The 14,914-nt window shown below is 63.4% G+C and carries 14 protein-coding genes; 7 read left to right on the plus strand and 7 right to left on the minus strand.

What is annotated here, in order from left to right:
* Window positions 1–39 precede the first annotated feature (39 nt).
* The 3 genes from DKK67_RS14130 to DKK67_RS14140 form a co-directional block, all read right to left on the minus strand.
* A complete protein-coding gene (locus DKK67_RS14130; protein WP_111497136.1) occupies window positions 40–1,125 on the minus strand; it encodes an amino acid ABC transporter permease in 1,086 nt (361 codons plus the stop codon).
* Window positions 1,125–2,312, minus strand: a complete 1,188-nt coding sequence (locus DKK67_RS14135; RefSeq protein ID WP_111497137.1) for an amino acid ABC transporter permease — start codon at window positions 2,310–2,312, stop codon at window positions 1,125–1,127. Before DKK67_RS14135 ends, DKK67_RS14130 begins: the two co-directional genes overlap by 1 nt.
* 235 nt (window positions 2,313–2,547) lie before the next feature.
* Complete coding sequence (locus DKK67_RS14140; protein ID WP_111497138.1) at window positions 2,548–3,573, minus strand: amino acid ABC transporter substrate-binding protein; 1,026 nt, start codon at window positions 3,571–3,573, stop codon at window positions 2,548–2,550.
* A gap of 591 nt (window positions 3,574–4,164) precedes the next feature.
* Here DKK67_RS14140 and DKK67_RS14145 point away from each other — a divergent pair.
* The 7 genes from DKK67_RS14145 to DKK67_RS14175 all read left to right on the plus strand — a co-directional run bounded on the left by DKK67_RS14145 (window position 4,165) and on the right by DKK67_RS14175 (window position 12,624).
* Window positions 4,165–5,127, plus strand: a complete 963-nt coding sequence (locus DKK67_RS14145; protein WP_111497139.1) for a radical SAM protein — start codon at window positions 4,165–4,167, stop codon at window positions 5,125–5,127.
* A gap of 62 nt (window positions 5,128–5,189) precedes the next feature.
* Window positions 5,190–6,593, plus strand: a complete 1,404-nt coding sequence (locus DKK67_RS14150) for a sodium:solute symporter family transporter (RefSeq protein ID WP_111497140.1) — start codon at window positions 5,190–5,192, stop codon at window positions 6,591–6,593.
* Window positions 6,594–6,596: 3 nt separating this feature from the next.
* Window positions 6,597–7,553: a hypothetical protein gene (locus tag DKK67_RS14155; RefSeq protein ID WP_111497141.1), complete on the plus strand. Its 957-nt coding sequence runs from the start codon at window positions 6,597–6,599 to the stop codon at window positions 7,551–7,553.
* 245 nt (window positions 7,554–7,798) lie between these two features.
* Window positions 7,799–8,320, plus strand: coding sequence for a diaminobutyrate acetyltransferase (ectA, locus tag DKK67_RS14160; RefSeq protein WP_111497142.1), 522 nt, complete (start codon window positions 7,799–7,801; stop codon window positions 8,318–8,320).
* A 128-nt stretch (window positions 8,321–8,448) separates the two neighbouring features.
* Window positions 8,449–9,717 (plus strand): diaminobutyrate--2-oxoglutarate transaminase, encoded by a 1,269-nt coding sequence (gene ectB / locus DKK67_RS14165; RefSeq protein WP_111497143.1) that lies wholly within the window; start codon window positions 8,449–8,451, stop codon window positions 9,715–9,717.
* 116 nt (window positions 9,718–9,833) lie between these two features.
* Entirely contained in the window at window positions 9,834–11,276 is a 1,443-nt protein-coding gene (locus tag DKK67_RS14170) for an aspartate kinase (RefSeq protein ID WP_111497144.1), read from the plus strand.
* A gap of 271 nt (window positions 11,277–11,547) precedes the next feature.
* Entirely contained in the window at window positions 11,548–12,624 is a 1,077-nt protein-coding gene (locus tag DKK67_RS14175; protein WP_228160642.1) for a sigma-70 family RNA polymerase sigma factor, read from the plus strand.
* A 34-nt stretch (window positions 12,625–12,658) separates the two neighbouring features.
* Here the strand turns inward: DKK67_RS14175 and DKK67_RS14180 are convergent, their stop codons facing one another.
* The 4 genes from DKK67_RS14180 to pdxH all read right to left on the minus strand — a co-directional run bounded on the left by DKK67_RS14180 (window position 12,659) and on the right by pdxH (window position 14,806).
* Window positions 12,659–13,111 (minus strand): DUF3429 domain-containing protein, encoded by a 453-nt coding sequence (locus DKK67_RS14180; RefSeq protein ID WP_111497145.1) that lies wholly within the window; start codon window positions 13,109–13,111, stop codon window positions 12,659–12,661.
* Complete coding sequence (locus tag DKK67_RS14185) at window positions 13,108–13,413, minus strand: DUF6482 family protein (protein WP_111497146.1); 306 nt, start codon at window positions 13,411–13,413, stop codon at window positions 13,108–13,110. Before DKK67_RS14185 ends, DKK67_RS14180 begins: the two co-directional genes overlap by 4 nt.
* An 87-nt stretch (window positions 13,414–13,500) precedes the next feature.
* A complete protein-coding gene (locus DKK67_RS14190) occupies window positions 13,501–14,118 on the minus strand; it encodes a DNA-3-methyladenine glycosylase I (protein ID WP_111497147.1) in 618 nt (205 codons plus the stop codon).
* 52 nt (window positions 14,119–14,170) lie between these two features.
* A complete protein-coding gene (gene pdxH / locus DKK67_RS14195; protein WP_111497148.1) occupies window positions 14,171–14,806 on the minus strand; it encodes a pyridoxamine 5'-phosphate oxidase in 636 nt (211 codons plus the stop codon).
* Between the last annotated feature and the right edge of the window lie 108 nt (window positions 14,807–14,914).

Here is a 14,914-nt window from a genome sequence, read left to right on the forward strand (position 1 = left end):
CCGGCGCGGTTTCGATCTGTTCACTCATGTTCATATCCATCAGGTCCTGTGACCGGTATCAAGCTTGCGTTCAAGGTTCTGGCTGTAACGGGACATGCCGAAGCAGAAGATCCAGAAACAGAAGGCGACGAAGACATAGCCTTCGATGGCCACGTTCTGCCAGGCCGGGTCGGTGATCGTCGACTGCACCGTGCCCAGCACGTCGAACAGCCCGATGATCAGCACCAGGGTGGTGTCCTTGAACAGCGCGATGAAGGTGTTGACGATGCCGGGAATCACCAGCTTGAGCGCCTGGGGCAGCACGATCAGCCCCATTTTCTTCCAGTAGCCCAGGCCCAGGGCACTGGCCGCCTCGTACTGGCCGCGGGGAATGGCCTGCAGGCCGCCCCGCACCACTTCCGCCATGTAGGCCGACTGCCACAGGGTGATGCCGATCAGCGCCCGCAGCAGCTTTTCGAAGTTCATGCCTTCGGGCAGGAACAGCGGCAGCATCACCGACGCCATGAACAGCACGGTGATCAGCGGCACCGCCCGCCAGACTTCGATGAACACCACGCAGAGCCCGCGGATGATCGGCATCTCCGAGCGTCGGCCCAGGGCCAGCAGGATGCCGATTGGCAGCGACGCCAGGATCCCCACGTAGGCCAGGATCAGGGTCAGCATCAGCCCGCCCCACTTGTTGGTGGGTACTGCCTCCAGCCCGAACAGGCCGCCGGGGATCAGGATGTAACCGGCGATCGGCAAACCGATCAGCCCGAACAACCCGAGCCAGCGCCGCGCCGGAAAGCGCTCGATGAACTGCGGGATGAACACCATCGCCAGCAGGGCGAACATGATGTCCACGCGCCACTGCAGCTCGTCCGGGTAGAACCCGTAGATGAAAAAGTTCAGCCGCTGGTTGATGAACAGCCAGCAGGCCCCGTCGCCGACGCAGTCGCTGGGCGACTCGCCGGTGAACGTGGCGCCGAACAGCACCCAGTTGAGCAACGGGCCGGCGCTGGTGACCACCAGATAGCCGACCACCAGCGTCAACACGGTGTTGTACCAGGTGTTGAAGAGGTTCTGGCGCACCCACTGCACCGGCGCGAACGGGCGCTTGGGAGGCGCGATTGCTGCTTCGCTCATCATCTCTCCTTAAGCGCGACGGCGCGGTTGTAGATGTTCATGAACAGGGAAATCAGCAGACTGATGGTGAGGTAGACGCCCATGGTCATGGCGACCACTTCCACCGCCTGACCGGTCTGGTTGAGGGTCGTGCCCATGAACACGGCGACCAGATCGGGATAGCCGATGGCCGTCGCCAGGGACGAATTCTTCACCAGGTTCAGGTACTGACTGGTCAGCGGCGGGATGATCACGCGCATGGCCTGAGGAATCACCACCAGACGCAGGGTCAGGCCGGAACGAAGGCCCAGGGCCTGGGCGGCTTCGGTCTGGCCCTTGCTGACCGCCATGATCCCGGAGCGCACGATCTCGGCGATGAACGAGGCCGTGTAGAGGGACAGGGCCACCCACAGGGCCGCCAGCTCGGGGATCAGCGTGATTCCGCCACCGAAGTTGAAGCCCTTGAGCTCGGGGATCTCCCACTGCAACGGGCCGCCAGCGGCCAGGTAGGCCAGTACCGGCACCCCGATCAGCACCGCGAGGCCCACCTTCACCGTGGGGAACACCTGGCCAGTGGCCAACTGGCGTTTCTTGGCCCAGCGCTTGATGATCACCACCGCCACGATGGCCACCACAATGGCCGCCGTCACCACGCCGAAGCCCGGCTGGGCGAGGGGCTCGGGCATGTAGAAGCCGCGATTGTTGAGGAAGAACAGGCCGCCGATGTCCACGCTCTGCCGGGGCGATGGCAGGTTGCGCAGGACCGCGAAGTACCAGAAGAAAATCTGCAACAGCAACGGAATGTTGCGCAGGATCTCGACATACGCCAGCGCCAGCTTGGCGATCAGCCAGTTGCTCGACAGTCGCGCCACGCCGATCAGGAAGCCCAGGATCGTGGCGGCCACGATGCCCATACCGGAGACCAGCAATGTGTTGAGCAGCCCCACCCAGAAGGTACGACCGTAGGAATAGGTCGCATCGTAGGGGATCAGGCTCATGATGATGCCGAAGCCGGCGGACTGGTCGAGGAAGCCGAAGCCGGTACTGATACCGCGGCTTTCCATATTGGCCAGCGTGTTGTCGATCAGCGCCCAGCCACCCCAGAACACGGCGGCTATGGCGATCAGTTGGAAAAACAGGGCTCGCACCCGTGGATCGTTCCACGGCTTGGAGCGGGACGGTTTCAGGGGAAGTGTTTGTTCGTTCATGCAAATCCCGGACAGCACCCTTGGGGTAGCGAGGGTGCTGCAAAAGCTACTGCACTCGGTCAGGCCGCGTTGAAAATTGCGTCAAGATGCTCATTTATTGCCAATAAACGGCGCTCTATCCTTAATTTTCGCCTTGCCTGAACTTCGCCCGCGACGCTTTTGCAACACCCCCTTAACGGTGTCTATGACAAACACCGGCGAGGATCACCCGCCGGTGTCCGGTGGTTCTCGGGACTTAGCGCATCGGCGGCGCGTACATGATGCCGCCTTCGGTCCACAGGGCGTTCAGGCCGCGGTCCAGATCCAGCGGCGTGCCCGGGCCGACGTTACGGTTGTACATTTCACCGTAGTTACCCACACCCTTGATGACGTCGTAGCCGAAGTCCGCCGGCAGGCCGAGCTTGTCGCCCATGTCGCCGTCAGTGCCCAGCAGGCGCTGGATGTTCGGGTTGTCGGATTTCTTCATATCCTCGACGTTCTCGGAGGTCACACCCAGCTCTTCGGCGTTGATCTGCGCGAACAGCACCCACTTCACGATGTTGAACCACTGGTCGTCACCCTGGCGCACCACCGGGCCCAGCGGCTCCTTGGAAATGGTGTTGGGCAGGATCACCGCACTGGACGGGTCCGCCAGCTTGGAGCGCAGCGCCGCCAGCTGGGAGCGGTCGGAGGTCAGCACGTCACAGCGGCCGGAGGCGAAACCCTGCACCGTCTGCTCGGAGGTGTCGAATACCAGCGGGTTGAACTCCATGTCGTTGGCGCGGAAGTAGTCCGCCAGGTTCAGCTCGGTGGTGGTACCCGCCTGGATACAGATGGTGGCGCCGTTCAGTTCCATGGCGTCGCTCACACCCAGATCCTTGCTGACCAGGAAGCCCTGGCCGTCATAATAGTTGGTGCCGGTAAAATTCAGACCCAGGGACGCGTCGCGGGTCAGGGTCCAGGTGGTGTTCCGGGACAGCATGTCGATTTCACCGGACTGCAGCGCGGTGAAACGCTCCTTGGCGGTCAGCGGGGTGAACTCCACAGCCTTGGGGTCGCCGAAGATGGCGGCTGCAACCGCACGGCAGGTGTCCACGTCAATGCCGGTCCAGTTGCCCTTGTCGTCCGGCTGGGAGAAGCCCGGCAGGCCAGTGGTGACACCACATTGGAGGTGACCTTTTTCCTTGACGCTCTCCAGGGTCGTGGCCGCCATGGCGTTGGTGGCCATCAGCGAGCCCAGCAGCGTAGCCGTTCCTGCAGCGAGTGTGATCAGTTTTTTCATTATCAGTCGTCTCCGAATATCGGTTGTGTGCATAGCAAACCCGCAACAGCAAGGCCTAAGCCAGAATTTGCAGGTGCTTGATTTTGTTGTCGTTAATGAACGCTATTGCGCATAACCACGGTTTAGGACCGTTCGGGCCACTCCATTTCGCCCTACACTAGTGCACGGCAATTTCCCACCGGCGCGCGAGCGGTCTGCTTACAGGATAGGAGAAAATTCGGAAATGCACCGAGTTGGGGAGCACAAGATTGTAAAACTGTGTTTTTTCCGCCGATACAGGTGCTTGTCCGGGTGCTTCCTTTTGGCGCCCCGGCGATCCCTGCGCCACTTTGGACCGAGCGCCCTGACCCGAACCAACCACACACCATTGATCACCCGCCGCCCGGTCCACGTATAGAATGGCGGAGCCCGTCTGACGAACCGGCGGTTCGATGGAACGGCGTCACGGCCGAGATGTCTATCGCTCGTTTTCCGGATTCGAAACGGAATCGTTATAAAGCTGTGACACCTCCCCGCGAGGTTTCGTCCATATTCAAGGGGTGGGGTGACATACGCTTCGCCAAACAGACTGCAGAATGCACTGGAGTACTCATGCCTTTTTCCGCCAACACGGCACAGCGCATCCCGGCCACCGAGCTGGTCGCACCAAGGCACATCGACAGCTGGACCCACACTCGGGCTGGCGAGCCACGCGGCTACATCGACGCCGACGGGCTGCGGGAGCTCTGGATCCACACCGGCACCGCCTGCAACCTGGCCTGCCCCTTCTGCCTGGAAGGCTCGCATCCCGGTGACGGGCGCATTCCCGGCATGAAGCTGGACGACGTCAAACCGTTCCTGCACGAAGCGCTGGAGCTGGGCGTGGAGCAGTTCTCCTTCACCGGCGGTGAGCCGTTCGTGATCCGCGACTTCATCCACATCCTCGACTACGCCAGCCACCACCGGCCCTGCTTCGTGCTGACCAACGCCACCGACCCGCTGCTCAAACGCACCCACCAGCTGCTGCCCCTGAAGGACAACCCGCATCCCGTCCGCTTCCGCGTGAGCCTGGATTTCCCGGATGCCGCGCGCCATGACGTGGACCGGGGCGAGGGCAGTTTCGCCAAGGCGCTGGAGGGCATCCGCTGGCTGCATGAGCACGGTTTCGCGGTCTCCATCGCCCGCCAGAGCGAGGCCGACGAGGACCCGGAACAGGTGGAGGCGGCCTTCCGGGCCATCTTCCGCGAGCACGGCATTCCCGAGGACCTGGCGTTCACCGCTTTCCCGGATTTCGGCACCCCCGGCTCGGAGGACGGCAGCCCGGAGATCACCGAAACCTGTATGGAAAAGTACCCAACGCGGGAGAGTCAGGCCCACTTCATGTGCAGCAACACCCGCATGCTGGTGAAAAAAGACGATCACGTGCGGGTCTACGCCTGCACCCTGGTGGATGACGACCCCGACTACGACCTGGGCGGCACGCTGAAAGAGAGCCTGGACACGCGCATCATGCTGCGCCACCACCGCTGCTTCGCCTGCTACCGCTTCGGCGCCAGCTGCAGCGCACCGGAATAGGCCTGCGGACGTCCCGGCCCCGCGGCCGTCACAACAACAGAACACCGAAAAGGACATCGCCCATGTCATTTGCTGAAGCCGGTCTCTTCTGGGGCTTTCTCCTGGTCTACGGCGTCATCATGTACGCCCTGTCGCCCCGCAGCCGCAACGCCGCGTCGTTCTACCGGGGGGCGGACGACAGCGGCAACCCGGTGAGTCAGTGGTCACTGACCGCCAGCATCTTCATCAGCTGGATCTTCGCCAAATCCGTCACCAACGCTGCCAACCTGGGCGAAGCCTACGGCGTGGTGGGCGGTCTGGCGTACGCCACCTACTGGCTGTCGATCCCCGTGGCCGGTTACATCATCTACCTGATCCGCACCCAGACCGGTGCCCGCAGCCTGCAGGAGTTCCTGACGTCCCGCTTTGGCCGGCTTGCCGCCGTGAGCTTCGCCGCCGCGATCCTGATCCGTCTGTACAACGAGGTGTGGAGCAATACCGCCGTGGTGGGCGGCTACTTCGGCCTGCCCGGCGACTGGCAGTACTATGGCGCGGCCATGCTGTTCACGGCCTTTACCCTGGCGTACAGCCTGAAGGGCGGGCTGCGCAGCTCGATCTTTACCGATGTGATCCAGGCGGTGGTGTTCGTGTTCTTCGTTGCGGCCGTGCTGTTCCTGATCCTCCCGGCCAACGACACCGGCACCCTGCTGACCACCGGCGAATTCCGTCTGGATGCCGGCGCCGACCTGCTGCTGGTGGCGGCCCTGCAGATCTTCTCCTACCCGTTCCACGACCCGGTGCTCACCGATCGCGGCTTCGTGAACAAGGAAAAAACCATGCTGAAGAGCTTCGTGGTGGCCGGCCTGCTGGGCTTCGTCGCGGTCTTCATCTTCAGCCTGGTGGGTGTGCACGCCCAGCTCAACGGCATCAGCGCCAACGGTAACGCGCCAGCCGCTGTGGGCGCGGCCATGGGCCTGACCGCGCTGTTCTTCATGAGCGTGGTGATGATGACCTCCGCCGGTTCGACGCTGGATTCCACTTTCACCTCCCTGTCCAAGTCCATCGCCGTGGACCTGCCCCAGCTGGTGCGGCGCACCGCTGACCGGATGCCCAGCATGCGCGTGGGTGCGGTGGTGATGGTGGTGTTCGCCATCCTCGGCAACCTGCCCATGTTCGCCGGCACCGATATCCTCAAGGCCACCACCATTTCCGGCACCATGGTGATGGGACTGGCGCCGGTCTTCCTGTTTTACGGCTTCACCCGCTGGTCGCCCTGGAGCTTCCACCTGAGCTTCTGGAGCGGAATCGCGCTGGGCGTTCTGCTGGCGCTGGGTCTGATTCCCGACAGCTGGGCCATTGGCGAGGGCAAGTACGCCGCCCTGCTGGGCGTGAACGCCTGGGGCGTCCTGATCTGCACGGCGGGGTTCTTCCTGCCGCTGGTCGCCCAGCGCCTGTTCGGACGCCGTCCGCTGTCCACGGAGGCCTGAGCGATGTCCGGTAATCCGGGACGCAGCTGCCCACTGCACTACCGTTATGATCCCGCCGACCTGTGCCGACAAACCCAGCCGGCGGAGGCCGATGTGCTCTACGTGATCGGCGGGCTCTACGGTAACCCGCTGGCGCTGGACGCCATCGAGGCCATGGCGGACGAGGAACGGCGGCTGGGGCGCCGGGTGCGGCTGGTGTTCAACGGCGACTTCAACTGGTTCAACACCGACCCCGAGACCTTCCAGGCCCTGAACGAGCGGGTGTGCCGACACGACATCAGCCAGGGCAACGTGGAATACGAACTGGCCCAGCCCAGCGCGGACGCCGGCTGTGGCTGCGCCTACCCCGATGCCGTAGACGACGCCGTGGTGCAGCGCTCCAACCGCATCATGGCGCGCCTGCAATCGACGGCCACGGCGTTTCCCGGGATCCAGGCACGGCTGCGGGACGCGCCACGCTGGCGCTGCTACACGCTGGACGGCAACCGGATCCTGGTGCTGCACGGCGACCCGGAATCCCTGGCCGGCTGGGGTCTGGCGCGGGAAGCGTTGCGACAACCCGGCCATCAACCCCGGGTTGCGGACTGGTTCCAGCGCACCGGCGCCGACCTGATCGCCTGCACCCACACCTGCCTGCCCGCCCTGTGGCAGGGAACGAGCGGCACCGGCCATCCACAGACCGTCGTCAACAACGGTTCGGCCGGCATGGGTAACCTGCGCGGCGATCATCGGGGGCTGGTCACCCGCATTGCCAGGCCGGATGCGAGCGCGCCGATGGCGCCCGTTGCAACCGCCCGACACGGCAACCTCGAGGTGAACCTGGTGCCCGTATCGTTTCCCCTCGAACACTGGCTCACGCTGTTCGATCAATGGTGGCCGGCAGCGTCTGACGCGGCTTTGTCATATCGCACGCGCATCATCAACGGAACGGACATCGAGGCCCCCGGAATCCGGCTGTAAGCCTCTGTCGGGCCGGACATTCCGGGGCTTTTCAGGTTGCAACTGTCGTTCATGGCAACCCGTGGCAATTTGATTTTTCTTTCGTGGTCTATATAATTACAACTCTAAAGATTAGTGGATCTCGCCGGTTAAGACTGTTTTTTCAAAAGGTTACGGCGAATTGAAAGGCCTCGAATCACGGCAAACCGGTTTCAGGCGCCTTTCAAATGAATTCAACTCTAAATGACTGAGTGCCCAACACTGTTATGACCACTGAAGGTTCGAATATCACCGCCATCAGCCTGCGCACCCCGCGCAAGGATGATGGCTTCCGGCTCCACCAGCTCGTCGCGGAGTGTCCGCCGCTGGATCCCAATTCGATTTACTGCAATCTGCTGCAGTGCAGCCACTTCGCCGAAACCGGCGTCGCTGCCGAGAAAGACGGCGACCTGGTGGGCTTCATCTCCGGCTACATCCCCCCTCAGCAACCCGAGACGGTTTTCGTCTGGCAGGTCGCGGTCCACGAGAAGGGACGCGGCCAGGGTCTGGCCAAGCGCATGCTCAAGGCCATCGTCGGCCGCGACGCCTGCGCCAACGTCACGCACCTGGAAACGACGATCACCGCCGACAACGAGGCATCCTGGGCGCTGTTCCGCTCGTTTGCCCGCGATCTCGGCGCTGAGCTCACCTATACCGAGCATTTTGAGAAGGAGGCCCACTTCGGCGGCCACCACGACTCAGAATTCCTGCTCCGTATCGGCCCCTTCACCAAGCCCGTAAACGGTTAAGGCTGGCTGACCGGCGAGCGGTGTCCAAACGCCGCCGCCGAATTTTCCCGCAGCCAGGCGCTGATGCGACCGAACCGTGACAGCGCGGCTGCATTCACCTCGAACCTGACATGCTAAGAGGCAAGACAATGGAAATTTTCAAGACGACCGAATCCGAAGTACGCGTTTATTCCCGTTCATTCCCCGTGATTTTCAACCGGGCCAAGAACGCGCACCTGTACACCGAAGACGGCAAGCCGTACCTGGACTTCCTGGCCGGCGCCGGCTCGCTCAACTACGGTCACAACAACGACATCCTGAAGAAGGCGCTGCTCGAGTACATCGAGAACGATGGCGTCAGCCAGGGTCTGGACATGTTCACCACCGCCAAGCATGACTTCATCGATGCGTACAAGAAGTACATCCTTGAGCCGCGTGGCCTGGACTACAAAATGCAGTTCACCGGCCCGACCGGTACCAACTGTGTGGAAGCGGCGCTCAAGCTGGCGCGCAAGGTGAAAGGACGCGACACCATCATCTCCTTCACCAACGGTTTCCACGGTGTCTCCCTGGGCGCGGTTGCGGCCACCGGTAACAAGCACCATCGCGGCGGCGCCGGCGTACCGCTGGGCGGCGTTAACTTCATGCCGTACGACGGCTACCTGGGCGACGACGTCGACACCATCGCCATGATCGACAAGATGCTCAACGACGGCTCTTCCGGTATCGAACTGCCGGCCGCGGTGATTGTCGAAGCGGTACAGGGCGAAGGTGGCCTGAACGCCGCCCGCGCCGAGTGGCTGCAGAAGCTCGAAAAGCTGTGCCGCAAGCACGACATCCTGCTGATCGTCGACGACATCCAGGCGGGCAACGGCCGCACCGGTGAGTTCTTCAGCTTCGAATTCGCCGGCATCAAGCCGGACATCGTGACCGTGTCCAAGTCCCTGAGCGCCTACGGCCTGCCGATGGCCCTGGTACTGTTCAAGCGCGAACTGGACATCTGGTCCTCCGGCGAGCACAACGGCACCTTCCGCGGTAACAACATGGCCTTCGCCACCGCCACGGCGGCGTTGGAGACCTACTGGAAGGACAACGCCTTCGCCGACGAGGTGAAGAAGAAAGCGGGCATCCTGAACGCCGGCCTGAAAGCCATCGCCGACGAGTTCAAGGGCCAGTTCAAGCTCAAGGGCCGCGGTATGATGCAGGGTATTGCTTGCCGTGACGGTGACATCGCAGGCAAGATTTCAGAGAAAGCCTTCGACAAGGGCCTGATCATCGAAACGGCCGGTCCGGACGATGAAGTGGTCAAGTGCCTCATGCCGCTGACCATCAGCGAGGAAGACCTGCAGAAGGGTCTGGACCTGCTGAAGGAAAGCGTGGAAGAGGTCATGAAGGACGACCTGAGCCAGGCATCCTGATCGCCGTTTGACAGGATGGGGAGGGCCGCCAGCCGGCCGGGACGCCTCCAGGTGAGGGCGGCCCTCCCGCTCAAACGTTCCCGGCGCCCATTCAGAAGCGACCGAAGATCAGAATCATGACTAGCCAACAGCACACAGTAGAAAAAATCGGCGGTACGTCCATGAGCGACTACCAGGCCGTGCGTGACAACATCGTGGTCGGCGAACGCAGCGCCGACGAACTCTACCAACGCATTTTCGTGGTCTCCGCCTACGGCGGCGTCACCGACGAACTGCTGGAACACAAGAAAACCGGCGAGCCCGGCGTCTACGCCCTGTTTGCCGACGCCGAGTCCGACTGGGCCTGGGGTGACGATCTCACCAAACTGACCCAGTTCCTCACCGACTTCAACGGCGAGCTGTTCGACGACCCCATGCTCAAACAGCAGGCGGACCAGTTCATCGTCGACCGCATCGAAGGCGTACGCGGCTGCCTGATCGACCTGCAGCGCCTGTGTTCCTACGGCCAGTTCCAGCTGGAAGAGCACCTGCTGACCGTACGCGAGATGCTGGCCGGCATCGGTGAGGCCCACAGCGCCTTCAACACCGCGCTGAAACTCCAGGCCGAAGGCATCAACGCCCGTTTCGTCGACCTCACCGGCTGGCGCGACAACGAGCTGCTGCCGCTGGACGAAAAGCTGCAGCAGGCGTTCGACAACGTCGACCTGACCCGCGAGCTGCCCATCTGCACCGGCTACGCCCAGTGCACCGAAGGGCTGATGCGCACCTTCGACCGGGGCTACAGCGAGATGACCTTCAGCCGGGTTGCGGTCATCACCCAGGCGCGCGAAGCGGTGATCCACAAGGAATACCACCTCAGCTCCGCCGATCCCAAGATCGTTGGCGAGGACAAGGTGGTGCCCATGGGCCGCACCAACTATGACGTGGCCGACCAACTGGCCAACCTGGGTATGGAAGCCATCCACCCGCGTGCCGGCAAGGGCCTGCGTCAGAACGATATCCCGCTGCGTGTGAAGAACACCTTCGAGCCGGAGCACACCGGTACGCTGATCACCCGTGACTACATCAGCGAGAAGCCGCAGGTGGAAATCATCGCCGGCCGCAAGGGCGTGTTCGCGATCGAAGTGTTCGACCAGGACATGCAGGGCGATCCGGGCTCCGACCGTCGCATCCTCGACGTGCTGAGCCGCTACAAGGTGCGCTGCGTGACCAAGGACACCAACGCCAACACCATCACCCACTACGTGGACAGCACGCTCAAGCACGTCAAGCGCGTGGTGCGCGCCCTGCAGGAGGAGTTCCCCAACGCGGAAATCGCCACCCGCAAGCTGGCGCTGGTTTCCGCCATCGGCAGCGACATGCAGGTGCCGGGCATCCTCGCCAAGACCGTCACCGCCCTGGCGGAAGAGGAAATCAGCATCATCGCGCTGCACCAGTGCATGCGTCAGGTGGACATGCAGTTCATCATCGATGAAGAGCATTACGAGAAGGCCATCGCCAAGCTGCACGCCACCCTGATCGAGCCGCACAACCACGAGTACGCCATCGTCGCGGCGTAATCGCGGCAACGCCCCGGCCACCGGCCGGGGCCGCACGAATTGCCGGCGCCGGGTTCGGTCGCCCTGGTGCCGGTAATGGAGGACGTCTTGCCTCCCGATCGGGCCGCCCGGACTGCGAATGCCGGGCGGTACCCGATCACCTTTCCGCGTCATCCCGCGACCTTCACGACCGTCCACACTCACCCCTTCCGCGCGTCAATCTGACTGTCGTTCGTCGACGTACAATCTCCAAACTTTTTGCAAACTTCGAAAACTGGACCGTACCGGCACTATGCGACACAGATTCTGGCCGGAAGAATCGGCCGACGACATCGAACTGGCCGCCCTCAATCGGGCGAACGGGACGCCTCCGGGCCGCGACGACACCCTGCAGACCATGGCTGACGCCGACAGCGCCGATAGCCTGTCGCTGGTGTCGCACTATTTCCGCGACGCCGCACGCTATTCGATGCTGGGGGAGCGCGCCGAACGGCGGCTCAGCCGGCGCCTGCATCACGCCCTGGCGCGGCTGGCCGAACACCGCGGCCTGCCCGAAGGCACGGCGCTGACCCTGCGCGACGTCACCGAAGAGCTGCTGCCCGGCGACCTGACCTCGGCCCATGCCCGCCGCGCCCTGCGCCTGGCATCGGCCTGCCGCAGCACGCTGATCCAGAGCAACTTGCGGCTGGCGGTGCATCTGGCGCGGCGCCACGCCAATCGCGGCATCCCGCTGATCGACCTGATCCAGGATGGCAACGTGGGGCTGATCAAGGCGGTGGAGCGCTTCGACCCGGGTAAGGGCTTCCGCTTTTCCACCTACGCCTATTGGTGGATCAGCGAGGAAATCAAACGCAGCCTCAAGCGCGGGCGCCGGGTGGTGCGCACCCCAGAGCACGTGGTGGATGAGATCCGCGCATTGCAATCCGCCAGCCAGCAACTGCGCGGCGAAAGCGGCAATGCTCCCGACGCCTCGGCGCTGGCGCGACGACTGGGCACCTCGATCCGGCGCATCAAGGAACTGCAGCGCTACGCGCTGCCGGAAGTGTCCACCGACACACCGCTGAGCGACAGCGAGGACCTCAAGCTGGGGGATGCTCTGGCCGCCGAGCCTCCACGCGACCAGCCGGAAACCAGCCTGGAGCCGCGCGACCAGAAACGTCTGCTGGGGGACATCCTCGCCCGCCTGGATCCCCGGGAGCAGGATATCCTGTCACGCCGCTTTGGCCTGGACCGGGCCGAGCCGGAAACCCTGCAGGTGATCTCCGAAGCCCTGGGTCTGAGCCGTGAGCGGGTGCGTCAGATCGAGAAAGGAGCATTGGCAAAACTGCGCGAGCAGTACGCCGATCTGGCTCACATGGCGGGAAACTGAGACGCCGGGCCGTCGTCGGCCGGCATCTCAGCCGTCACAGAGGATGAGTGAGCAACCAGCCCGCCGCGACCGCCTGACAGGCACAGGCCACCAGCGTCAGCACCGCGCGCAGGCGCCGGTACCAGCCGGGCCAGTACAGCCGCATCCACTTAACATCCACCACGTAGAGCGCCAGATAGGCCAGGGGATAGACCAGTGTCTGGGCCGACAATGGCAGCAGCAGCGCCAGCCCGGCGGTCAGGAAAAACACCTGGCTGACCACCAGCGTGGAGATGGGGGAGAGGGGGAAGCAACGCTGCTCCAGTTGCAACGCGATGGGCCAGTAGACACCCGCCATGAACGCGAGAATGCCGGCGCTGTAGATGTAGAACAGCTTGATGCACAGGGCCTCGGCGCCGGGCCAGAAGATAATCGCCAACACCCCGATCAGGAAGGGGGCCAGCCCGGCCAGGCCGATGGCGGTTGCCAGTCGCGCCACCGAAATCATCGGCGATCTTCCTGCACGCGGATGCGCAGGGGCTCCGACTTGCCGTCGTCGAGGCCGATCATCTCGTCATAGGCGGAGGCGTGGACCACCTCGGTGCGCTGCACATCGAACGACCCCAGCAGATCCTGGGCCTGCCAGGCGCTTTTCAGCAACCGCGACCGGCCCCGGTCGTCGGACAACACGTAGAGACCGTCCGCCAGGTGCAAACGCGCCATGTAGAACTGCCCTTCCAGGGACAGCAATTCCAGCAGGTCGATCCGGAGATCGTCCCGCTGTCGCAGCTCTTCGAGGGTGATTCGCAAGACCCGTCCTCCCGGCCATGGGTGTGGGTATGGTTGTGGGAAGACGTACGCTCAGGATGCGTGAAAGGATCAGGCCGGGTGCTGCGCTCAGCGCGGGAACGGTCGCTCACCCGCCAGCTCAGCGCAGACGGCGTGCTGCGGACAGTGCCAGAGGTGATCGTTGACCAGCCCCACCGCCTGCATGAAGGCATAGACGATGGTGGGCCCGACGAAATTGAACCCCTGCTTCTTGAGCGCGCGGGACATCGCCTCGGCCTCGGGCGTGGTGGTCGGCACCTGATCGAGCGAGCGCCAGGCACCCTGGATCGGACGATGCTCGACGAACGACCAGAGGAACTCGGAGAAGGAGCGGCCCGCCTCCTGGAAAGCCAGGAAAGCACGCGCGTTGCGGATAATCGACTCCACCTTGAGCCGATTGCGGATGATTCCGGGATTCTCCAGCAGCGATGCCACTTTGTCGGCATCGTAGCGGGCGATGCGCTCCGGATCGAAACCGTCGAACGCGGCCTCGTAGTTGGCCTGCTTGCGCAGAATGGTGATCCAGCTCAGTCCCGCCTGCTGACCGTCCAGGCACAGCTTCGCGAACAGCTCGCGGTCGTCGGACACCGGCCGCCCCCAGATCCGGTCGTGATACTCAACGTACTGCGGGTCGCTGCCGCACCAGCCGCAGCGCTCGGCAACGCGGGTGTCCGGGGTGTCACTCATGCCTGTTCTCCCTGCCTGGCCTGTGTGCTTGCGTGATGCCGCGACGGTTCGCTCAGGGCTGCAGGCGATTGACCCGCCACCCATCCGCCTCGCGGCAGTATTCAAACCGGTCGTGCAGGCGACTGGGACGCCCCTGCCAGAATTCGAAGCGCTCCGGCACCAGGCGGTAGCCGCCCCAGAACGACGGCAGCGGCACCTCGCCCTGCTGGAAGCGCTGCTTCATTTCAGCCACCTTCTGCTCAAGCAGACCGCGCGAGGAAATCACCCGGCTCTGTTCCGACACCCAGGCACCGATCTGGCTGCCACGCGGGCGCGAGGCGAAGTAGCGCAGGGATTCCGCCTTGCTCACCTTCTCCACCCGGCCTTCGATACTGACCTGCCGGTTGAGGGCAATCCAGGGAAACAGCATGGCCGCGCGCGGGTTGCGTTCCAGTTCCTGTGCCTTGCGGCTGCCATAGTTGGTGTAGAAGACGAATCCCTCGTCGCCGAAATACTTCAGCAGAACCGTGCGCAGGCTCGGTTGACCACCATCACCCACCGTGCCCAGCGACAGTGCATTGGGCTCAAGCACGCCCGCATCCCGTGCATCCTGGAACCAGCGTTCGAACTGGCGCACCGGCTCCGGGTCCAGGTGGTCCTCATCCAGGCCTTCGGATTCGAAGTCCCGACGCATGTCACTGATATCCATGATCTCGTCCTGTCGCCCCCCTTTCACTGCATTAGAAGTACGGCCACTGCATTGCAAGTACGGTCACTGCGCTGAAGTACGCTGTCGCAGCGCTGGAAGTTCATTCAC

The organism is Marinobacter bohaiensis (assembly GCF_003258515.1).
Lineage (GTDB): Bacteria > Pseudomonadota > Gammaproteobacteria > Pseudomonadales > Oleiphilaceae > Marinobacter_A > Marinobacter_A bohaiensis.

Bases quoted from the DNA above. Each gene is read 5' to 3' on its own strand.
- DKK67_RS14180 (WP_111497145.1), bottom strand. From the start codon at position 13,111: ATGATTTCGGTGGCGCGACTGGCAACCGCCATCGGCCTGGCCGGGCTG.
- DKK67_RS14145 (WP_111497139.1), top strand. From the start codon at position 4,165: ATGCCTTTTTCCGCCAACACGGCACAGCGCATCCCGGCCACCGAGCTG.
- DKK67_RS14130 (WP_111497136.1), bottom strand. From the start codon at position 1,125: ATGAGCGAAGCAGCAATCGCGCCTCCCAAGCGCCCGTTCGCGCCGGTG.
- ectB (WP_111497143.1), top strand. From the start codon at position 8,449: ATGGAAATTTTCAAGACGACCGAATCCGAAGTACGCGTTTATTCCCGT.
- DKK67_RS14155 (WP_111497141.1), top strand. From the start codon at position 6,597: ATGTCCGGTAATCCGGGACGCAGCTGCCCACTGCACTACCGTTATGAT.
- DKK67_RS14170 (WP_111497144.1), top strand. From the start codon at position 9,834: ATGACTAGCCAACAGCACACAGTAGAAAAAATCGGCGGTACGTCCATG.
- DKK67_RS14190 (WP_111497147.1), bottom strand. From the start codon at position 14,118: ATGAGTGACACCCCGGACACCCGCGTTGCCGAGCGCTGCGGCTGGTGC.
- DKK67_RS14150 (WP_111497140.1), top strand. From the start codon at position 5,190: ATGTCATTTGCTGAAGCCGGTCTCTTCTGGGGCTTTCTCCTGGTCTAC.
- DKK67_RS14135 (WP_111497137.1), bottom strand. From the start codon at position 2,312: ATGAACGAACAAACACTTCCCCTGAAACCGTCCCGCTCCAAGCCGTGG.
- DKK67_RS14140 (WP_111497138.1), bottom strand. From the start codon at position 3,573: ATGAAAAAACTGATCACACTCGCTGCAGGAACGGCTACGCTGCTGGGC.
- pdxH (WP_111497148.1), bottom strand. From the start codon at position 14,806: ATGGATATCAGTGACATGCGTCGGGACTTCGAATCCGAAGGCCTGGAT.
- ectA (WP_111497142.1), top strand. From the start codon at position 7,799: ATGACCACTGAAGGTTCGAATATCACCGCCATCAGCCTGCGCACCCCG.
- DKK67_RS14175 (WP_228160642.1), top strand. From the start codon at position 11,548: ATGCGACACAGATTCTGGCCGGAAGAATCGGCCGACGACATCGAACTG.